The organism is Sphingomonas sp. SFZ2018-12, assembly GCF_022496715.1.
GTDB lineage: Bacteria > Pseudomonadota > Alphaproteobacteria > Sphingomonadales > Sphingomonadaceae > Sphingomonas.
The window spans coordinates 1,104,432-1,125,606 of sequence record NZ_WTFM01000001.1; the positions used below are offsets into that span (position 1 = coordinate 1,104,432).

A 21,175-nucleotide genomic window follows, 5' to 3' on the forward strand; every position below is an offset into this window, starting at 1 on the left:
CGCTCACCCCCGCAGCGTCGCCGCATCCCGCGCCAGCGCCTCGACTTCGGCCATGCTCGCGCCCTTTGGCGTCACCCAGCTGCCGCCGACGCAAAGCACCGGATCGAAACTCAGCCAATCAGTCGCGGTCGCCGGCGTGATCCCGCCGGTCGGGCAAAAGCGCGCTTCGTAGAAGGGTGCGGCGAGTGCCTTCAGCGCCTTCAGCCCGCCCGAGGTTTCGGCAGGGAAGAATTTGAAGTGCCTGAGCCCCAGGTCATAGCCGCGCATGATGTCGCCGGCAGTGGCGACGCCCGGCAGGAAGGGAACGCCGCTGGCGATGATCGGGTCGGCGAGCTTTTCCGTGAGGCCGGGCGAGACGATGAACTCGGCGCCCGCGTCCATCACCTGCGCAAATTGTTCGGTGGTCACCACCGTGCCCGCGCCGACGATCGCGCCCTCGACCTGCTTCATCTCGGCGATCGCTTCCAGTGCCGCGCCGGTGCGCAGCGTCACTTCGAGCACGCGCAGCCCGCCTGCGACCAGCGCCTGCGCCAGCGGCCGGGCAGTCGCCGCATCCTCGATCACCAGCACCGGGATGACCGGGCTGGTGCGCATGATGGTCTGGATGTCGCTCATCGCGTGTGCTCCTGCGCATAGGCCGCCGCCGCGCCATAAAGGCCCGGCTGGGGGTGGCTGATGATCTTGACCGGCACGGACTTCATCAGCGACTGGAACCGCCCCTTGGCCGTGAAGCGCTGCTCGAAGCCCGAGCGGATCAGGTGGTCCTTGAGCCTGAGGCCAAGCCCGCCGGCGATCACCACGCCACGGGGACCGTGGCAAAGCGCGAGGTCGCCCGCCACCGCACCCAGGCTCAGGCAAAAGCGATCGAGCGCGGCGGTGGCCAGGCTGTCGCTGCCCTCCAGCGCCATCGTCCAGATCGTCTTGTCGTCATAACGCTGGATCGGACGGTTCTCGATCTCCGCCAGCGTTTCATAAATGGCGACGATGCCGGGGCCGGCAACGATCCGCTCGACCGACACGCGGGTATAGGTCTTGCGCAGCCGCTTGAGGATTGCATCCTCCAGCCCGTCGAGTGGCGCGAAGTCGGTATGCCCGCCCTCGGTTTCGATCACGTGATAACGACCATCGCCGGAAAAATGGACCTGCGCGACGCCCAGCCCGGTGCCGGGGCCGCAAACCGTGATCGAGCCGCGGGTGGCAAACGGCTCGTCCGGGCCGCAGAGATGCGTGAACCATTCGGGCGCGGCCTGCGCGACGGCATGGGCAATCGCGCCGAAATCGTTGATCAGCGTCCAGTTGTCGACGCCCAGCCGCTCGTTGATCAACGCCGGGCGGATGATCCAGGGATTGTTGGTCAGCTTGATGATCTCGCCCCCGATCGGCGAAGCGACGGCGATCGACGCCGCGCGGGGCAGGGGGCGGCCAAGCTCGACGCCGAACGCTTCCCACGCGGTCTGCAGGCTGGCGTGCTCGGCGGTCTTCTGCGTCATCGGTTCGGAGAGCGAGATGACGCGACCGTCATCGACCTCCGCGATGGCGAAGCGGGCATGCGTGCCGCCAATATCGACGGTGACGATTTCCATCGGCACGCCCTCCCTACAGCCCGGCCGCCGCCAGCATGGCGGACGCGCCGCGTTCGGCCTCGTCGGCGGCGCGGAACAGGTTGAACAGCTCGCGGCCTGTGCCCTCGAACACCGGCGCTTCGAGTACCGAGTCGCGTGCATCCCATTCGGCGGCGTCGACCAGCGCGTTCAGCGTGCCGGCTTCGGCGTCGAGGCGGATGACGTCGCCATCGCGCACCTTGCCGATCGGGCCACCGCCCAATGCCTCGGGCGACAGGTGGATCGCGGCGGGTACCTTGCCGCTCGCCCCCGACATGCGACCGTCGGTGACGAGCGCGACGCGGAACCCCCGGTTCTGGAGCACGCCGAGCGGCGGCGTCAGCTTGTGCAGTTCGGGCATCCCGTTCGCCTTCGGCCCTTGCAGCCGGACCACGACGACCACGTCCCGGTCGAGCTCGCCCGCCTTGAATGCCTCCTGCACCGCGGCTTGCGTCGTGAAGACGCGCGCGGGCGCCTCTATGATCCAGCGATCGCGCTCGACCGCCGACACCTTGATGCAGGCACGGCCCAGATTGCCCTGGACGATGCGGAAGCCGCCTTCGGGCGAAAAGGGCGCGTCGATCGTGCGCACGATCGCGTCGTTTCCACTGGTGGCGGGATGATCCTGCCAGACGAGCTGGTCGTCCGCGATCACCGGCTTGCGCCCATATTCGGCAAAGCCCCCCTCGGCGATGGTCAGGATATCGCCATGGATCAGCCCGCCGCGCAGCAGCTCGCGAATCACAAAGCCGGGGCCGCCGGCGTCCTCGAACTGGTTCACGTCGGCCGACCCGTTGGGATAGACGCGCGCGAGCAGCGGGACGACGCCTGACAGCCGGTCGAAATCCTCCCAGTCGATGACGATGCCCGCCGCGCGCGCGATGGCGGGCAGGTGGATCAGGTGGTTGGTCGAGCCGCCGGTCGCCAGCAGCGCGATCGCCGCATTGACGATCGCGCGCTCGTCGACGCACGCCGACAGCGGGCGATAGTCATTGCCCTGCCAGCCGATCGCGGCGAGGCGATGCACCGCCTTGCGCGTCAGTTCCTGGCGCAGCTTGGTGCCCGGATTGGCGAAGGCCGCGCCGGGGACGTGCAGGCCCATCGCCTCCATCATCATCTGGTTGGAATTGGCAGTGCCATAGAAGGTGCACGTGCCCTTGGAATGATAAGCGGCGATCTCGGCGTCGAGCAGCTCCTCGCGCGTCGCCTTGCCCTCGGCATAGCGTTCGCGGACCGCCGCCTTTTCCTTGTTGGGCAGTCCGGTGCGCATCGGTCCGCCGGGGATCATCACCGCCGGCAAATGCCCGAAGCGCAGCGCGCCGATCAGCAGCCCCGGCACGATCTTGTCGCAGATCCCCAGCATCGCCATGCCCTCGAACATCGCGTGGCTGAGCGCCACCGCAGTCGAGAGCGCGATGGCGTCGCGGCTGAACAGCGACAGCTCCATGCCCTCATAACCCTGGGTCACGCCGTCGCACATTGCAGGCACGCCGCCCGCGACCTGCGCGGTCGCCCCCGCCTCGATCGCCCAGACCTTCATCTGCTCGGGATAGCGATAGAAGGTCGCGTGTGCCGACAGCATGTCGTTGTACGCCGTGACGATGCCGATGTTCATGCGCGCGCCGTCCTTCATCGCGTCGCGCTGCTCATCGGTGCCGGCATAGCCATGCGCCAGATTGGCGCAGCCCAGCCGGGGCCGACCGACGCCATGGTCGCGTTGACGGTCCATCAGGTCGAGATAGGCGGCGCGGCCGGGGCGCGAGCGTTCGATGATCCGGTCGGTGACCGCGGCGATGACGGGGTGGAGGGACATCTTATTCGCTCCAGTGGATGTCGACCGGCAACTCGGCTTCCGCGAGCACGCGGCCAATGGGGAAGGGGGAGGACTGACCCTGTTCGATCGCCTGCTCGATCACGTCGCGCTTGGCCTGGCCGCTGACCGCGATCATCAGCGCCTTGGCCGTGATGATCGACGCGCGCGACAGGGTGACGCGGGCCACCGGCGCCTCGGGCGGCAGCGGGTCGGGCATAACCCCCAGCGCGCGGCGCTCGCGCGGGCCGTTCAGCGCCTCGTCGAGATCGGGGCCGGGAAAGATCGACGCGGTATGGCCATCGCCGCCCACGCCCAGCAGGCACAGGTCGAGCGGCCAGTGCAGGTCCTGCAACCGCGCGTCGGCCGCGCGGCCCGCCGCCTTGTAATCCTCCGCCTTCTCGCTGGTGATCGGGAACACGCGCGCGCCCTTGGGCACGAAGACCTTGCCGATCGCGGTGATGTTGCTCAGCGGGTCGCCCATCGGCACCAGCCGGTCGTCGGTCGGCACGATCGTCACGCGCTTCCAGTCGAGCTTGGCCTTCGCCAGGCGATCGTAGATCGGCAGCGGGGTCTTGCCACCGGGCAGCGCGATGACTGCGGCACCGCGCGCGTCGATTGCGCTTTCGATGATGAACTGCACGTCGCCCGCGACCGCATCGGCCATTTCGGTGGCGTCGTCATAATCCCACCATTCGATCTCGGTCATCTCGTTTCCTTGTCGTGTTCCGTCGCCGCGCCACGTGGGCCGGAGCCGTTCATTCGTTCCAGGTCACGCCGTCGCGCTCGGTCAGCGCGATCGCGGCGGACGGGCCCCAGCCGCCCGACGCATAGGGCTTGGGCGCCTGTCCATGCGCGGCCCAGCCGTCGCGAATCCCGTCGATCCACTGCCATTGCGCCTCGACCTCGTCCCGGCGCACGAACAGCGTCGCGTCGCCCTCGATCAGGTCGAGCAACAGGCGCTCATAGGCGATCCGCCGCCGCGTACCCGCAAAGGCCGTGGTGAGCGACAGGTCGAGCGGCACTTCGCGCAGGCGGATGCCCTCACGGTCGAGGCCCGGTTCCTTCGCCATGACCAGCAAGCGGACATATTCCTCGGGCTGGAGGCGGATGACCAGCGTATTGGGCTGAAGCGACCCGCCGCGTTCGGCAAAGATCGAATGCGGCACCGGCTTGAACTGAACGACGATCTCCGAACGGCGTTCCGCCATCCGCTTGCCGGTGCGCAGATAGAAGGGCACGCCCTGCCACCGCCAATTGTCGACATGCGCCTTGATCGCCACGAACGTCTCCGCGTTCGACGTGCGGCCCAGCTCCTCACCATAGCCGGTGACGATCCGCCCGTCGACCGCGCCGCCGGTATATTGGCCCGTGACGGTCAGCTTCTCGACATCGGTTGCGCGGATCGGGCGCAGCGAGCGCAGCACCTTGACCTTCTCGTCGCGGATCGCGGTGCCGTCGACGCGCGCCGGCGGCTCCATCGCGATGAGCGCGAGCAGTTGCAGCATGTGGTTCTGCACCATGTCCCTGAGCGCGCCAGAGCCGTCATAATAGCCCGCGCGCCCCTCCAGCCCGACGGTCTCCGAAATGGTGATCTGGACATGGTCGATCCCGCGCGCGTTCCAGCTCGGCTCGAACAGCGAATTGCCGAAGCGCAGCGCCAGGATGTTCTGGACGGTTTCCTTGCCGAGATAATGGTCGATCCGGAAGGTGCGGTCCTCCGGAAAGGCGGAGGCGACGATGTCGTTGATCTCGCAGCTCGACGCGAGGTCGTGGCCGAGTGGCTTTTCCAGCCCGATCCGGACATTCTGCCCCGCCAGTCCGGCCGATTCCAGCCCCTTGATCGTCGGGCCGAACAGCGACGGCGCGGTCGACAGGAAGATGGCGAGCCCGCCCGAGATGTCGCCCAGCTTCGCCGCCAGCGCATCGAAGCCCTCGATCGTCGACGCGTCGAGCGGCTGGTAGTGCACCCGCTTCAGGAACGATTCGACTTCCGCTGCATCCTTGCGATCGGCCGGCAGATGCGCCTCGAGCGCGGTCGCGGTGAAGGCGCGATAGCCGGCATCGTCATGTTCCGACCGGGCGGTGCCATAGATTTCCAGCCCCGCCGGCAACAGCCGGTCGACGTGCAGCCCGTAGAGCGAGGGGAGGAGCATGCGCTGGGCAAGGTCGCCCGTCGCGCCGAACACCAGAAGCTTGCCGACTGCCTGGCTCATCGCGTTGTCATTCTCCTGTCCGCTCGTGCGGCGCCGGTTGGCGCTGCGGCTGATGCCGTTTGGCTGGCTCTGCCGGTCGACACGATGCCGCGGCAAAGATCAAGGTTCGCCCCGCGGCATACGTATGGAGGTGCGGCGCGTCCAGCCCGTGTCTAGACGGTCAGCCCCGCGACGGGGTCGAACCCGGCCATCAGGTTGAGGTTCTGGACCGCGGCACCCGCCGCGCCCTTGCCGAGATTGTCGAGCGTCGCGACCAGGCGGGCGTGCCCGCGCTCGGCATTGCCATAGACGCGCAGGGTCAGCCGGTCGCTGCCGGCATCGACCTCGATCGGCACGGGGACGTCGTCGGGGTCGCTCTCGACGCGGATGAGCGGGCTGTCCCGATAGGCATCGCGCAACGTCGCCTCGATCGTCGCCAGTCCCGGCCGGCGCGGCAGCGCATACAGGGGCAGGGGGACTTCGACGACCATGCCGCGATAGGTGCGCGCGACCGCGGGCTGAAAGATCGGCGGATGCTCCAGCCGGGCGTGGCGCTGCATCTCGGGCACATGCTTGTGGCCGAGCGCCATGGCATAGGCGCGAAACGCGGTCGGTTCGGTTCCGCCCTCGAACGCCTCGATCATCGCGCGGCCGCCGCCCGAATAGCCCGAGACGGCGTTGACGCTGAGCGGAAAATCATGCGGCACCAGCCCGGCGCGGACCAGTGGCCGCACGAGCGCGAGGAAACCGGTCGGGTAGCAGCCCGGATTGCTGACCCGCGTCGCGGCAGCGATCGCCTGCGCCTGGGCGGGCTCAAGCTCGGCGAAGCCGTAGGTCCATCCTTCCGCGATCCGGTGGGCGCTCGACGCGTCGATCACCCGCGTGCGCGGATTGGCGATCAGACCGACCGCCTCGCGCGCGGCGTCGTCGGGAAGGCAGAGAATGACGATGTCGGCGTCGTTCAGCGCCTCCGACCGCGCGGCAGCATCCTTGCGGCGCGCGTCGTCCAGGGTGACGACGTCGATCTCGGCACGCTCGGCCAGCCGCTCGCGGATTTCGAGGCCAGTCGTGCCGACCGCCCCATCGATGAACACCGTCGTCGTCATGCCACTCGCCGCCAGATGCGGTCCGCGTCCGCCGGCCCGACAGTCGCCAGGTCGAGACGGATGACGCCCCGAACCGGGTCCGCGCAGATCAGGGTCGTGGACGTCTCCAGGACGCCGACGCGGTCGCCTGCGAAACACAGGTCGCCCGGTTCGGGCTCACCCGCCACCGCCACGCCGAGTTCCCGCTGCAGGTCGACGAAGCGCGGGGCCGGAACCCCTGCGTCGCGCAGCACGGCAAAGACAAGCCCGCCGCCATCCATTCCCGCTGACGATCGTCCGCCCGCGCGATACGGGATACCGACGAAGCCGGCCGCGATTTCCGCAATCGTCGCCGGTTCGGGGGATGCGCGGTGCGTTATCCGGTCATCGGCACCGACGCCGCCGAGCACGCTCGCATCGACATAACCCACGGTTCCATCGATCGGCGATTGTCCCCACGCGCGGTGCGCGGCGATTTCCAGCACGTCAAAGGCTTCGCCGGGCAGGATTTCGGACAGGATCTCGCTGTCGCCGCGCACGTCGGCACGAACCTCGCCGCGCGTCATCACCACCCGACGAATCGGCTGGGCATAGCTCGGCACGAACACGCGTCCTGCAAAATCGATATGGGCCAGGTCGCCGCGAACGGCGTCGATCCGACGATCGATGGCGACCGAATGCTGGCTAAGCGCGAACCGGTTCGGCGTTGGTGCGATGGGCCGGGGGGTCGGCAAATCGTTTGCCGACAAGGAACTGCCCGAATTCTGCAAGAAAATCTGCCCCCTCATCCGTTCGCGCGACGAAGATGTTTCGTTTGTCGCGTTCGTCACGCTGGCGGCGCAGATAGCCCAGCCCCCCCAGGCGGTTCAAGGCGCGCGTCACCACGGGCTTCGATACATTCAGTGCGCTGGCGAGTCCACGCACGGTATGTGGGCCCGGGTCGAGATAGACGAGCAACAGCAGGGCCATTTGTCGATTGGTGAGGTCGGGTTCACCCGAGCGCACATATTCGACCAACGCCAATTTCCATGACGACAGAGGCTTGGGCATCAACGCATTCACATCAGGTTCCAACTCGTCTTGGGATAGGTGCGGCTTTCCACGCGAGATGAACGCCGAACCGACAGGCAAGTTTCCGCGCGCAGCCGAAATGTTACGGTCGCCGTCGCGCGGGGTGATCGCCGCAGGTTGATCGTGGCAGGCACACCGCCTATGTCGCCGCCGACACTTCCCCGAAACGATTGATCCAACGCCATGCTGTTCACTTTCCTGCTCGTCGTTCACGCCATCATCGCCGCCATGCTGGTGACGGTGATCCTGATGCAGCGGTCGGAGGGCGGCGGGCTGACCTCGGGCGGCAGCCCGTCGGGACTGATGTCGGCGCGCGGTGCCGCCGATTTCCTGACGCGCGCGACGTCGATCCTGGCCGGACTGTTCATCGCGATGAGCATCGTGCTGGCGGTGGTTGCGGCGACGCGCGGCAGCGACCGGATCGACACCAGCCTGGCTCGCGACCCCGCCGCCACCGCGCCAGCCACGCCGCCTGCGGCCGCGCGCCCTGGTGCCGATGACCCGCTGGGCGAGGCGGCGGCGAACATCGTCGCCGCCCAGAACGGCACCGACGACGCAGTTCCCGTCGTCCAGTAAACCCGTTCCGACCGATTTTTTTCGCGGCGCGCGGATTCGCGCGCTTGCGCGATGTTGCTCTCAAGGATTACGCCGTTATTCCCATGGCGCGGTATATTTTCATCACCGGCGGCGTGGTGTCGTCACTTGGCAAGGGATTGATGGCGGCGAGCCTCGCGGCGCTGCTCCAGGCGCGCGGCTATCGCGTTCGCATCCGGAAATTCGACCCCTATCTGAACGTCGATCCGGGCACGATGTCGCCCTATCAGCATGGCGAGGTCTACGTCACCGATGACGGGGCCGAGACCGACCTCGACCTGGGCCATTACGAGCGGTTCACCGGCGTGTCGGCGCGACAGTCCGACAATGTGACCTCGGGCCGCATCTACAGCCAGATCATCGCGCGCGAGCGGCGCGGCGACTATCTGGGCGCAACGGTTCAGGTCATTCCCCACGTCACCGACGCGATCAAGGCGTTTGCGCAGGCGGAAACGGACGATCTGGATTTCGTGCTGTGCGAAATCGGCGGGACGGTGGGCGACATCGAGTCGCTGCCGTTCATCGAGGCGATCCGCCAGTTGAAGAACGAACTGGGCCGTGGCCAGTCGATCAGCATCCACGTCACGCTGGTGCCCTATATCTCGGCTGCGGGCGAGCTGAAGACCAAGCCCACCCAGCATTCGGTGCGCGAGCTCGCCGCGCTCGGCGTCCAGCCCGAAGTGCTGGTCTGCCGGTGCGAACGTCCGTTGCCCGATGGCGAGCGCGCCAAGATCGCGCTGTTCTGCAACGTGCCCAAGGAAGCGGTGATCCCCGCGCTCGATGCCCGCAGCATCTATGCCGTGCCGCTGCAATATCATGCCGAGGGGCTGGACCGGGAGGTGCTGCGCGCGTTCGGCATGCCGGCGGAAAGCGCGCCCGAGCTGAGCCGATGGCGCGAAATCGTCGATCGCCTGTCGAATCCCGAAGGCGAGGTGACGATCGGTGTCGTCGGCAAATATGTCGGGCTACCCGATGCGTACAAGTCGCTGCACGAGGCGCTGGTCCATGGCGGCATTGCCAACCGGGTGAAGGTCAATGTCCGCTGGCTCGACGCCGAACTGTTCGAGCGCGATGCCGATGAGGTGGCGGCGCATCTCGAGCCGATGCACGGCATCCTCGTCCCCGGCGGCTTTGGCGAGCGCGGATCGGAGGGCAAGATCGCCAGCGTCCGGTTCGCCCGCGAGCGGGAGGTTCCGTTCTTTGGCATCTGCCTGGGGATGCAGATGGCGTGTATCCAGGCCGCACGCGATCAGGGGGTTGCGGGTGCCTCCACCACCGAATTCGGCGCGACCGAAGCGCCGGTGGTCGGGCTGATCACCGAATGGATGAGCGCCAAGGGACTGGAAAAGCGCGATGCCGGCGGCGATCTGGGCGGCACGATGCGGCTGGGCGCCTATCCCGCCAAGCTGGCGGGGAACAGCGTCGTCGCCTCGATCTATCGGGAGACCGACATCAGCGAGCGCCATCGCCACCGCTACGAGGTCAACACCCATTATCGTGACGTGCTCGAACGCGACGGGCTGGTCTTTTCCGGCATGTCGCCCGACGGTGCGCTGCCCGAAATCGTCGAGCGGCCCGATCATCCCTGGTTCGTCGGCGTGCAGTTCCACCCCGAGCTCAAGTCGCGCCCCTTCGAGCCGCATCCGCTGTTTGCAAGCTTCATCGAAGCGGCGGTGCGCCAGTCGCGACTGGTCTGATTACAGGCGGACTGCCACGCCTGCATCCGATCCGCGGTCATGATGCAAAAAGCGCCCGAGCCAGAGGCCCGGGCGCTCCTGCCGCGGCATCCAAGGGAGAAAGACGCCGCCAGGTCGTGGCGATCGCGGTCAGGCCGCGTCGCGATGCTCGATCGGGGCCGCCGGGGTCGAGGTGGCGACCGGAATCTTCTTGGGCTTCATCGCTTCGGGCACTTCGCGCACCAGGTCGACGATCAACAGACCGTCGCTGAGGTTCGCAGCCTCGACGCGAATGAAATCGGCGAGCTCGAAGCGCCGCTCAAAGCTGCGGTTGGCGATGCCGAGATGCAGGAACTGGCCCGCCTCCGTATTCCGTTCATCGCTCTTCTTGCCCGTGATGAGCAGCAGGTTCTGCTGCGCAGTAATGTCGATCTCGTCCGCCTTGAACCCGGCGACCGCCAGCGTGATCCGGTAACGGTCCTCCGCCAGCCGCTCGAGGTTGAAGGGCGGGTAGTTTTCGTTCGACGCCTGGCGCGCGCTCGCTTCCAGCATGTCGAACAGCCGGTCGAAGCCGATGGCCGAACGGCGATAGGGGGTGAAATCCAGCTGACGCATCTTCAAATCCTCCATTGAGCAACATGAACGTCACACGGTGTCCGCGACGGCGCGACACCGTAAATGCGATCCCGATCGGCGATCGCATGACTGAAATTTGGGATTGATTTCGCGGGTTTCAAGGGCGGGGTCAGCCCATGTGACGCACAAACGCCCGGGCTGTTTCCAACCCGGGCGCCTGCGTGACGACTGCGCGTCAGCCCCCTTGATTGGCTCCGCTCCGCACATCCGTGTCGTACACAGACGGGATCAGAAGCCTCCCCGAACCACGGCCATTGCCGACGTTTCGTGGGGCTTTGCTATGCGCAGTTTACCGGCTTGTCACCGGAAATGCGCGCCCGCCGGGGCGAAAGCTTTCATCCTGTGTTCATTCGGCAACAGCATGGATTGCGCGACTTCGTCCATCCACCTAAAGCATCGCCCGGCCCGCCGCTGGCCCAGCTTTCATCGCATTCGATTGCACCCACGGAGTTCCGGACCCGATGTTCCTGTCGCGATATGAACGGATGATCGCGCGGCGCTATCTCCTGCCCGGACGTGGCGAAGCCTTCATCTTTCTGGTCGCGTCGATCAGCCTGGCCGCGGTCATGCTGGGTGTCGCCGCGCTCGTTGTCGTGATGAGCGTGATGAACGGCTTTCGCGCCGAATTGTTCGACAAGATCGTCGGCCTCAACGGCCACGCGATCGTCAACGGCTATGGCGGCCAGCTGCGCGACTGGCGCGACATCGTCGCTCAGGCGCGCGCGACGCCGGGCGTGACGTCGGCGACCCCACTCATCGAGCAGCCGCTGATGGCCTCGTTCGACGGCCGGGTCGAAGCGGTGCTGGTTCGCGGCATGCGGGTCGAGGATATTCGCGGCAATGCGACCATCGCCTCCAACATCATCCAGGGTTCGCTCGACAGCCTGCGTCCGGGCAGCGGCAACATCGCGATCGGCTCGCGCCTGGCGCGCCAGCTCGGGGCAACGTTGGGGACACAGATCGCACTGATCAGTCCACAGGGCCCCTCCACGCCGTTCGGGACGGTGCCGCGCATCGTGTCCTATCGCATCGGCGCGATCTTCGAGGTCGGCGTGTACGACTATGACAAGGCGTTCATCGTCATGCCGCTGGCCGATGCCCAGACGCTGCTGCTGATGGGCGACAGCGTCGGCATGGTCGAGATCGACACGGTCGATGCCGACCGGATCGAGGGCATTCTGGCGCCGCTCGCGCCCAAGATCGGTGCGCGGGGCCAGCTGACCGACTGGCGCCAGCTCAACGCCAGCCTGTTCGAGGCGCTGTCGGTTGACCGTATCGTCAGCATGACGGTGCTGTCGCTGATCATCCTGGTCGCGGTGTTCAACATCCTGTCGTCGCTGATCATGCTGGTCCGCGCGAAGACCCGCGACATCGCCATCCTGCGCACCATGGGGGCGAGCCGCAGCAGCCTGGTCCGCATCTTCGTCACCGTCGGAACGACCATCGGCGCGCTGGGGATCGTTGCCGGGCTCGTCCTTGGCTTCGTGATCCTGACGTTTCGCCAGCAGGTGGTGAGCGTGATCGGGCTGGTGACGGGCCAGCAGGTGTGGAACCCCGAAATGCGCTTCCTGACCGAGCTGCCTGCACGTACCGACCCCTATGAGGTGATCGGCATCGTGGTGATGGCCTTCGTCTTCTCGCTGCTCGCCACGCTCTATCCGGCGTTCAAGGCGGCGAGCACCGATCCGGTGCAGGTGCTGCGCTATGAGTGAGCCGGGTCCGGTTCTCGAAACCGTAGCGTTGAAGCGCAGCTTCATCCAGGGCGGCCAGCGTATCGACGTGCTGCGCGGCGTTGATCTCCGCGTCGCCCCGCGTGAGATCGTCGCGCTGCTCGGCCCGTCCGGGTCGGGGAAGTCGACATTGCTCCAGGCGGTCGGGCTGCTCGAGGGCGGGTTCGAGGGTTCTATCCGGATCGCCGGCCAGGAAGTCGCGAAGCTGGGTGCGGATGGCCGGACTGCGGTGCGTCGCGACCGGCTGGGTTTCATCTATCAGTTCCACCACCTGCTGCCCGACTTCAACGCGACCGAAAACGTCGTGCTGCCCCAGCTGATTCATGGCGCGTCACGCCCGGATGCGGAGGCGCGCGCGGTGTCGCTGCTGACGTCGCTCGGCCTGGGCGCGCGGCTGACCCATCGGCCCAACCAGCTGTCGGGCGGCGAGCAACAGCGCGTCGCGGTCGCGCGTGCGCTTGCCAACCGGCCCGCGCTCGTGCTCGCCGACGAGCCGACGGGCAATCTGGACGAAGCCACCGCCGACGTGGTGTTCGCGGAGTTTATTCGGCTCGTGCGCGACGAAGGCTCTGCCGCGCTCGTCGCCACGCATAACGAAAGGCTGGCGGCGCGGATGGACCGGCTGACCCGTCTGCACGACGGCGTGCTGGGCTGAGCCGCGCGACCGGGGACCGGGTCATCCACAACTAAATCGCGGCGACGGCTTTTGGAATCGGCGTTGGCACCCTAGGCTGGCGTCATGCCCCATTCCGGTTTCGTGCCGCTGCGCGTCTTTTCCTCCTACACCATGCTGGAGGGCGCGATCGAGCCCAAGGCGATCGCCAAGCAGGCGCGCGCGCTCGGCTTTCCTGCGGTCGCGCTGGTCGACCGCAACGGTCTCTATGCGGCCATGGCCTTTTCCGATGCGTGCAAGGCGGAGGGGGTTCAGCCGATCACCGGCGTATTCCTCTCGATCATCCGGCCTGGCCATGAAGGCGAGTTCAAGCCGGTGCTCGACTGGCTGGCACTCTATGCGCAGGACGATGTCGGCTATGCCAATCTCTGCGCGCTGGTGTCGATGGCGCATCTCGACCGCCCGGTCGAGCATCCGGCCTATGTGACGATCGACGCGCTCGCCGGGCGCACCGACGGGCTGATTGCGCTGACCGGGGCGGGCGAGGGCGCGCTGGCCCGGATGTTCGCCGACGGCCAGCATGACCACGCACGCCGCTACGCCGACCGGCTGGAAACGCTTTTCCCCGGACGCCTTTATATCGAGCTCGCGCGGCGCGGGGATGCAGTGGAGCAGGCCGCCGAACCCGCGCTTGTCGATCTCGCCTATGATCGCAATCTGCCGCTGGTCGCGACCAACCCGTGCTGTTTCGCCGACAACGCGTTCCACGAGGCGCATGACGCGATGCTGTGCATCGCCGCCTCGACCTATGTCGCGTCCGAGGACCGCGCGCGCAGCTCGCCTGACGCGTGGATGAAATCCGCGCCGATGATGCGCGCGCTGTTCGGCGACCTGCCCGAGGCGATCGACATGACGCTGCACATCGCGCAGCGCTGTGCGGCGGTCGCGCCGAAGCGCAAGCCGATCCTGCCCAGCCTGGCCGGCGACCGCGCCGGCGAGGCGCAGAAGCTGCGCGAGGATGCGCGCGAGGGGCTCGCCCGGCGGTTGGCCAAGATCGCGAGGGGCGAGGGCACCGACGCGGACGGCGCGTGGACCCAGGTCTATCGCGACCGGCTTGAGTTCGAGCTCGACGTCATCATCCAGATGGGCTTCCCCGGCTATTTCCTGATCGTCGCCGACTTCATCAAATGGGCGAAGGACAACGGGATTCCGGTCGGTCCGGGTCGCGGATCCGGCGCGGGGTCGGTCGTTGCCTGGTCGCTGACGATCACCGATCTCGACCCGATTCGGCTGGGGCTGCTGTTCGAACGCTTCCTCAATCCCGAGCGCGTGTCGATGCCCGACTTCGACATCGATTTCTGCGAAACGCGGCGCGGCGAGGTGATCCGCTACGTCCAGGAAAAATATGGCCGCGACCAGGTGGCGCAGATCATCACCTTCGGAAAGCTGAAGGCGCGCGCGGTGCTCAAGGACACCGGCCGCGTGCTTCAGATGAGCTATGGCCAGGTCGACCGGCTCGCCAAGCTGGTGCCCAATCATCCGACCGATCCGTGGACGCTGGAGCGCGCGCTGAACGGCGTCAGCGAACTGGCGCGCGAATATGCCAATGACGACCAGGTCCGCCACCTGTTCGACCTGGCGATGAAGCTGGAAGGGCTGCCGCGCCACAGCTCGACCCATGCAGCCGGCGTGGTGATCGGCGACCGACCGCTCGCCGAGCTCGTGCCGCTGTATCGCGACCCGCGTTCCGACATGCCCGTCACCCAGTTCGACATGAAATATGTCGAGGGCGCGGGGCTGGTGAAGTTCGACTTTCTGGGCCTCAAGACGCTGTCGGTGCTGCGCGAGGCGGTGGAGCTGCTGGCGGTGCGCGGCGTCGATGTCGATCTCGATGCGCTCGGCTGGGACGACCCCAGGGTCTACGAGCTGCTGCAGCGTGGCGATACGGTCGGGGTGTTCCAGCTCGAATCGGAAGGCATGCGGCGCACGCTGTCCGCAGTGCGACCATCCAATTTCGGCGACATCATCGCGCTCGTCTCGCTCTATCGCCCGGGTCCGATGGACAACATCCCGACCTTCGGCCGGCGCAAGAACGGGCAGGAGGCGATCACCTATCCCCACCCGCTGCTCGAGCCGATCCTGGCCGAGACCTATGGCATCTTCGTCTATCAGGAACAGGTGATGCAGGCCGCGCAGATCCTGGCGGGCTATTCGCTGGGCGGCGCCGACCTGCTGCGCCGCGCGATGGGCAAGAAGATCAAGGCGGAGATGGATGCGCAGCGCGCGACCTTCGTCGAGGGCTGCGCCGCGCATAACGACATCCCGGCGGCCAAGGCCAACGAGCTGTTCGACTTGATCGACAAGTTCGCCGGCTATGGCTTCAACAAGTCGCACGCGGCGGCCTACGCGCTGCTCGCCTATCAGACGGCGTGGCTGAAGGCGCATCATCCGCACGAGTTCTTTGCCGCGTCGATGAGCTTCGACATCCATCAGACCGACAAGCTCGCGATTTTCGTCGACGACATGCGGCGGCTGGACATTGCCTGCCGCCCGCCCTGCGTGAACGCGAGTTCGGCGAGCTTCATGGTCGAAGACGAGGGCGGGGCGCTGGCGGTGCGTTATGCGCTGGGCGCGCTCAAGGGGGTCGGCGAGCGTGCGATGGCGGAGCTGGTTGCGGAGCGCCGGACCAAGGGTCCCTTCCGCTCGATCGACGATTTTGCCGCGCGCGTCGATCCGCGCCTGCTCAACAAGCGGCAGATCGAGACGCTGGCCGGCGCGGGCGCATTCGACGGGGTCGAGCCCAACCGCGCCGCGATCCATGCCGGGGCGGAAACGATCCTGGCGGTCGCGCAGCGTACGCATGAAGGCCGGGTGAGCGGGCAGAGCGGGCTGTTCGGCGACGACCCGGTTGCCGAGGCCGCCATCCGCCTTCCCGCCGATGCGCACTGGTCGCTGACCGAACGCATCGCCGCCGAGCGCGAGGCGTTCGGATTCTACTTCTCGGCGCACCCGCTCGACCGCTTCGCGCATCTCGCGCGCGTGCACGGTGCGCGCCCGATCGTCGCGCTCAACGATGTCGATGTGGCCGAGGGCGGGCGCACGGTCGCGAGCTTTGCGGCGCTGGTCGAGGATGTGCGCTGGCGTACCTCCGCACGCGGCAAGCGATACATGATGGCGACGCTGTCCGATTCGTCGGGTCAGTGCATCGCGACCTGTTTCGACGAGCCGGTCGCCGCGATGCTCGAGGAAGCCGCGCGCGAAGGCGGCTGCGCGCTGGTCTCTGCCGAGCTCGACCGCCGCGCGGGCGAGGATAGCGTCCGGGTCACGGTCAAGCGCATCCAGCCGCTGGAGGGGCTTGCCAACAACACCCGCCTGTTGCTCGACGTGGCGGTCGATCACGCCGACGCCGTCGCCGCGCTCGCCGTTTTGCTTGGCGGCCATACCGGCGGGCGCGGCGAGGTGCGGCTCCATGCCCCGATCGACGGCCCGGGCGAGGCGCAGGTCGTGCTCGGGCGAGGCTTCCTGCTCGACGGGGAACTTGCCGCGCGGATCGAGAAGCTGCAGGGTGTTCGATGGGCGGCGCTGAAGACCGCTGAGACCGCGCGGCTCGCCGCCGCCGGCTGATAACGGGAGATGGATGCAACGATGCTTGGATCGATGCAGGATTTCGAGCTGCGGATCATGCGGCTGGTCGATCATGCCGAACGCGAGCATGGCACGCGCGAGATCGTCAGCCGCTGGGCCGACGGAAGCGAGACCCGGACCGATTGGGCCGGCATCGCACGCGATTCGCGCCGCCTCGCCAGCATGCTCACACGGCTGGGGATGAAGCCGGGCGATCGCATCGCGACGCTAGCGATGAATCACAGCCGGCACCTGGTCACCTGGTACGGGGCGATCGGCATGGGTGGGATCGTCCACACCGTCAATCCGCGCCTGTTCGAGGATCAGCTCGCCTATATCGTCAACCATGCCGAGGATCGCGTGCTGTTCTATGACCGCGCTTTCCAACCGCTGGTCGACAAGCTCAAGCCGCAATGGCCGACCATCGAACATTATGTCGTGTACGACAGCGACGGCCCCGACGGGTTCGAGGCGCTGATCGCGGAGGGCGACGACGGCTTTGTATGGGTCGAGGGCGACGAGCGCGATCCGTGCATGCTGTGCTATACCAGCGGCACGACCGGCAACCCGAAGGGCGTGGTCTACACCCATCGTTCCTCGATGATCCACGCGATGGCGGCGCTTCAGCCTTCGGTCTTCGACCTGTCGTCGCGCGCGGTGGCAATGCCGATCGTGCCGATGTTCCACGCGGTCGGCTGGGGCCTGCCCTTTTCGACCCCCGCGGTCGGCGCCAAGCTGGTCTTTTCCGCGATCAACGATCCGGCGGTGCTGTGCGAGTTGATGAACCGCGAACGCGTGACGCATTCGGCGGGCGTGCCGACGGTGTGGTTCGCCATGTTCCAGCACATGGATGCGGCGGGAGTCGCGCCAGAGCATCTTCAGCTCGTCACCATCGGCGGCTCGGCGGCACCGCGCTCGATGATCGAGCGGCTGATGCGGATGGGAATCCGCGTCAATCACGCCTGGGGCATGACCGAAACCTCGCCGATCGGCACGATTGGCGCGCGCTCGGTCGACTGGGACGAATTGAGCTTCGACCAGCAGGTCGACCAGGTGGTCCGGCAGGGCCGCGTGCCGTTCGGCGTCGAGTTGCGCATCGTTGACGACGAAGGCGTCGTGCAGCCGCGCGACGGTGAATCGTCGGGGCGGCTCCAGATCCGTGGGCCATGGATCATCAAGCAATATTTCCAGGATGCGGGCGGACCGTGCCTGAGCGCCGACGGCTGGTTCGACACCGGCGATGTCGCGGTGCTCCACCCCGACGGCACGATGCACATCACCGATCGTGCCAAGGACGTGATCAAGTCGGGTGGCGAGTGGATCAGCTCGGTCGAGCTCGAAAACGCCGCGGTCGGCTGTCCCGGCGTGGCGGAGGCCGCCGCGATCGGGGTCTACCACCCGAAATGGGAGGAACGGCCGCTGCTGCTGGTGGTCCGCAAGCCCGGCTCCGACGTGACCCCGGAACAGGTCAGCGCCTATCTGGCTCGCCACGTTGCGAAATGGTGGCTGCCCGACGAAATCCTTTTCGTCGATCAATTGCCCCACACCGCGACTGGCAAGCTGTTGAAGACCGCGCTGCGCGCGCAGTACAAGGATTACAAGCTCGCCGCCGCTTGAGGCGGGGGATCAGGTCGGATCACTGCACGTTAGGGGACTGCCATGCCGCAAACCCGCAGCCGTGCCGCCAGGCGCGACTGGTCGAGCATTCCGATCGACCAGATCATCGACCGTGAATTCGGCCTCAACACCGAACTGCGCAACGGCACGGCGGCCTATGTCTGGATGTTCCGCGAGTTTGAACGGACCGGCGATCCGACCCTGTTTCTCGAGCGGCTGCTCGACCAGGTCGGCGCGCAGTATCGCGCCAATGGCCAACCCGGCGCGCAGCTGCTGACCTTTGGCGACGGCAGCTGCAACTACCTGTTCGATTTTACGCGCAGCCGCGTCGCGATGGTCTGGGGCGTGAGCCGACCCGCGGCGCCGGGGACCCGCGACGATGCCTATCACGCCGGTTATCCGCGCGCCGCCGACGGTTTTGACAAGGGTCACGCGTGGTCGCACGCCCAGGGCGGGCGCGAAGGCGGGCCGAACTATTTCCAGCAGGCCCGGCGGCTCAACCAGGCGCGATCGGACAATGGCCGATTGTGGCGCGCGATCGAAATGTTCCTGGCCGCCCATGCCGGGACGTCGGCATTCATCCGATTGATCTATGCGACGGGCAATTCGGGCGACGTCCCCGATGACGTCGAATACGGCATCCTGTCCGGCGAGGGCCAATTTCGCGCGGTGCAGTTCCCCAATCGCTGATCAGAACAGCTCGCCCTGCGCGCCCGCGGGCGGGCGGAACAGGTCGGTGCGCAATTCGATCCGTTCGGCGTCGAGCCCCAGCTTGCGCGCGGCGATGTGGAAACGCGTGCGGAGCAGCGCCGCCCAGGGGCCTTCGCCGCGCATTCGTGAGCCGAAACGGGGATCATTGTCGCGGCCGCCGCGCAACGCGTGGATGATCGCCATCACCTTGCCGGCGCGATCCGGAAAATGCGTGTCGAGCCATGCGCGAAACAGCGGCGCGACTTCATGCGGCAACCGGACCGGGATGAACGACGTCGCCCGCGCCCCCGCTTCGGCCGCGCGCGCCATCAGCGCCTCCATCTCATGATCGGTTACCGCGGGGATGACGGGTGAAATCGAAACCTGCACGGGCACGCCCGCGTCGGCAAGCAGCCGCACCGCACGCAGCCGCCGCTCCGGGTGGGGCGCGCGCGGTTCGATTGTCATCGCGATGGCGGCGTCGAGCGACGTGACCGAGACCATCACCGCGGCCAGCCCCTTCTTCGCCATCGGGCCCAGCAGGTCGATGTCGCGCAGGATGCGATCGGACTTGGTCGTGATCGTCACGGGGTGGTCGCAGGCCGCCAGCACCTCCAGGCAGGCCCGCGTGATCCGCCACTCGTTCTCGATGGGCTGGTATGGATCGGTGTTGGTGCCGAAAGCAATCGGGCGACACGTATAGCCCGGCCGTCTCAGTTCGTCGCGCAGCAGCCGCGCTGCGTCGGGCTTGGCGAACAGCCGCGTTTCGAAATCGAGACCGGGCGATAGGTCGAGAAACGCATGGGTCGGCCGCGCGAAACAGTAGATGCAGCCATGCTCGCATCCTCGATAGGGATTGATCGAACGGTCGAACGGCACATCGGGCGATTGATTGCGGGTCAGGATCGTGCGGGGCGTCTCCACCGTCACTTCCGTGCGCAGGCGGGGTGGATCGCCATCGATCACGCCGCGCGCGTCGCGCCAGTCGCCGTCTTCTTCATGCTGGGGCAGGCCGAAGCGCATGCTCGCCCGGTTGAGCGTGGCACCGCGGGCGGGGCGCACTTTGGTCATTGCCAATCTGTAGGAGGCGTGTCAGAACATATCAAGAACAATCTGGAGGTCATCGATGGCGCGGCTGAACTATCTCGAACTGCCGGTCGGCAATCTGCCGGGGCTCAAATATTTCTATGGCGAGGCGTTCGGATGGCGTTTCACCGACTTCGGGCCGAGCTATGCCGCGACCACCACGGGCGATGTCGACATCGGATTGGATGGTGATCCGGAAACCCAGGTGAAGGCGATGCTGCCCGTCATCGGGGTCGACGATCTCGAGGCCGCGCAGGCGCGCGTGGAGCAGGCGGGTGGGTCGGTGACCGTGCCGATCTTCGCCTTTCCCGGTGGGCGTCGGTTTCATTTCCGCGATCCGCACGGCCATGAACTGGCGGTGGCGCAGACCGACGCGGAAAGTTGAGCTTGCGCCGCGGCAGTCCGTCGCCAATGATGCCGGAAATAATATAGGTTCATGGGGTTGGGATGAGAGTTGCGCGGATGCCGCGGGCGATGCTCGCGACGTTTTTGGTCATGGGCGGGGGTGCAACCCCAGCGCTGGCCAAGGACGAGACTCTATGCCGCGCGGGCTTCGTCTGCGCCAGCTATCCGGAGGGCGTGCTGCGCGCGATGACCGATGCTGGCCTGACCGCCAAGCTGGGCGTCGACCGCCAGGGCGATCCGTCGATCGAAGGCGAAGGTGCCGGATACAAGTTCGACGTGTTCTTTTACGGCTGCGAGAACAAGAAGCAGTGCGATTCGCTTCAGTTCCAGGTCTCGTTTTCGGCATCGCCCGAACTCGACACCGAATTCGCCAACAAATGGAACGTCAGCAAGCGGTTCCTGCAGGCCGGAATTCGCGAAAACGGCGTGCTCGCGTTCAGTTATGACCTGACCACTGTCGGCGGCGTCAGCGCCGACAATTTCGACGACGTGCTGGTGTGGTGGCAGGTGATGCTGGACGAAGTCGGCAATTTCTTCGATGCGAACCGGCCAAAGGACGAAAAACCGGCCGATGCGCCGGCTGCCGATCCGGTCGTGACGCCGACGGCATCATGACGCGACGCCCAAAGCGAGCCGGCGCGCGCCAACCCCGTAACGGACGAAGCCGACCTTGAGCCTGATGACGTTAAATCGACGCGCGCTCTAACGGCTTCCTCATCACCCCGGCCTTATGCCGGGGTTC

General features: G+C 66.8%; 19 protein-coding genes. 9 read left to right on the top strand and 10 right to left on the bottom strand.

Annotation, left to right across the window (positions count from 1 at the left end; all coding sequences use genetic code 11):
- Positions 1–3: 3 nt before the first annotated feature.
- The 8 genes from eda to GO308_RS05110 all read right to left on the bottom strand — a co-directional run bounded on the left by eda (position 4) and on the right by GO308_RS05110 (position 7,741).
- Positions 4–615, bottom strand: coding sequence for a bifunctional 4-hydroxy-2-oxoglutarate aldolase/2-dehydro-3-deoxy-phosphogluconate aldolase (gene eda, locus GO308_RS05075; protein ID WP_066546164.1), 612 nt, complete (start codon positions 613–615; stop codon positions 4–6).
- Entirely contained in the window at positions 612–1,583 is a 972-nt protein-coding gene (gene glk, locus GO308_RS05080) for a glucokinase (protein WP_066479279.1), read from the bottom strand. The genes eda and glk overlap by 4 nt, the downstream gene beginning before the upstream one ends.
- A 13-nt stretch (positions 1,584–1,596) precedes the next feature.
- A complete protein-coding gene (gene edd, locus GO308_RS05085; protein ID WP_240884248.1) occupies positions 1,597–3,414 on the bottom strand; it encodes a phosphogluconate dehydratase in 1,818 nt (605 codons plus the stop codon).
- Between the two features lies 1 nt (position 3,415).
- Positions 3,416–4,120, bottom strand: a complete 705-nt coding sequence (pgl, locus tag GO308_RS05090) for a 6-phosphogluconolactonase (RefSeq protein ID WP_066546156.1) — start codon at positions 4,118–4,120, stop codon at positions 3,416–3,418.
- Positions 4,121–4,169: 49 nt separating this feature from the next.
- Positions 4,170–5,627, bottom strand: coding sequence for a glucose-6-phosphate dehydrogenase (gene zwf / locus GO308_RS05095; protein ID WP_240884249.1), 1,458 nt, complete (start codon positions 5,625–5,627; stop codon positions 4,170–4,172).
- A 152-nt stretch (positions 5,628–5,779) separates the two neighbouring features.
- On the bottom strand, positions 5,780–6,712 hold the full coding sequence (gene argC, locus GO308_RS05100) for an N-acetyl-gamma-glutamyl-phosphate reductase (protein WP_240884251.1): 933 nt from the start codon (positions 6,710–6,712) through the stop codon (positions 5,780–5,782).
- Positions 6,709–7,299, bottom strand: coding sequence for an NlpC/P60 family protein (locus GO308_RS05105; protein WP_197419166.1), 591 nt, complete (start codon positions 7,297–7,299; stop codon positions 6,709–6,711). Before GO308_RS05105 ends, argC begins: the two co-directional genes overlap by 4 nt.
- Positions 7,300–7,375: 76 nt before the next feature.
- Entirely contained in the window at positions 7,376–7,741 is a 366-nt protein-coding gene (locus tag GO308_RS05110; RefSeq protein WP_066546147.1) for a MarR family transcriptional regulator, read from the bottom strand.
- Positions 7,742–7,945: 204 nt separating this feature from the next.
- On the opposite strand from GO308_RS05110, the gene secG reads away from it, so the two are divergent.
- Positions 7,946–8,338, top strand: coding sequence for a preprotein translocase subunit SecG (gene secG, locus GO308_RS05115; protein ID WP_197417112.1), 393 nt, complete (start codon positions 7,946–7,948; stop codon positions 8,336–8,338).
- Positions 8,339–8,421: 83 nt separating this feature from the next.
- Positions 8,422–10,053, top strand: a complete 1,632-nt coding sequence (locus tag GO308_RS05120) for a CTP synthase (RefSeq protein ID WP_066479291.1) — start codon at positions 8,422–8,424, stop codon at positions 10,051–10,053.
- Between the two features lie 129 nt (positions 10,054–10,182).
- Here GO308_RS05120 and GO308_RS05125 read toward each other — a convergent pair whose 3' ends face one another.
- Positions 10,183–10,647 carry an Hsp20 family protein gene (locus GO308_RS05125; protein WP_066479348.1) on the bottom strand — a complete coding sequence of 155 codons (465 nt, stop codon included), beginning with the start codon at positions 10,645–10,647 and terminating at the stop codon, positions 10,183–10,185.
- 482 nt (positions 10,648–11,129) lie between these two features.
- Here GO308_RS05125 and GO308_RS05130 point away from each other — a divergent pair, with 482 nt between their 5' ends.
- From GO308_RS05130 to GO308_RS05150, 5 genes are all read left to right on the top strand, one after another.
- A complete protein-coding gene (locus tag GO308_RS05130) occupies positions 11,130–12,380 on the top strand; it encodes a lipoprotein-releasing ABC transporter permease subunit (RefSeq protein ID WP_066673977.1) in 1,251 nt (416 codons plus the stop codon).
- Positions 12,373–13,053 carry an ABC transporter ATP-binding protein gene (locus GO308_RS05135; protein WP_240884254.1) on the top strand — a complete coding sequence of 227 codons (681 nt, stop codon included), beginning with the start codon at positions 12,373–12,375 and terminating at the stop codon, positions 13,051–13,053. Before GO308_RS05130 ends, GO308_RS05135 begins: the two co-directional genes overlap by 8 nt.
- Before the next feature lie 84 nt (positions 13,054–13,137).
- Positions 13,138–16,635, top strand: coding sequence for a DNA polymerase III subunit alpha (gene dnaE / locus GO308_RS05140; protein ID WP_240884256.1), 3,498 nt, complete (start codon positions 13,138–13,140; stop codon positions 16,633–16,635).
- A gap of 21 nt (positions 16,636–16,656) precedes the next feature.
- Complete coding sequence (locus GO308_RS05145; RefSeq protein WP_240884258.1) at positions 16,657–18,252, top strand: long-chain fatty acid--CoA ligase; 1,596 nt, start codon at positions 16,657–16,659, stop codon at positions 18,250–18,252.
- 42 nt (positions 18,253–18,294) lie between these two features.
- A complete protein-coding gene (locus tag GO308_RS05150) occupies positions 18,295–18,942 on the top strand; it encodes a hypothetical protein (RefSeq protein WP_240884260.1) in 648 nt (215 codons plus the stop codon).
- On the opposite strand, the gene GO308_RS05155 is transcribed toward GO308_RS05150, so the two are convergent.
- Entirely contained in the window at positions 18,943–20,013 is a 1,071-nt protein-coding gene (locus GO308_RS05155; RefSeq protein ID WP_066673971.1) for a PA0069 family radical SAM protein, read from the bottom strand.
- Between the two features lie 55 nt (positions 20,014–20,068).
- Between GO308_RS05155 and GO308_RS05160 the strand changes: the two genes are divergently transcribed.
- On the top strand, positions 20,069–20,413 hold the full coding sequence (locus GO308_RS05160) for a VOC family protein (protein ID WP_066479305.1): 345 nt from the start codon (positions 20,069–20,071) through the stop codon (positions 20,411–20,413).
- Between the two features lie 89 nt (positions 20,414–20,502).
- Entirely contained in the window at positions 20,503–21,048 is a 546-nt protein-coding gene (locus GO308_RS05165) for a YbjN domain-containing protein (RefSeq protein WP_197419069.1), read from the top strand.
- The last annotated feature ends 127 nt before the right edge of the window (positions 21,049–21,175 follow it).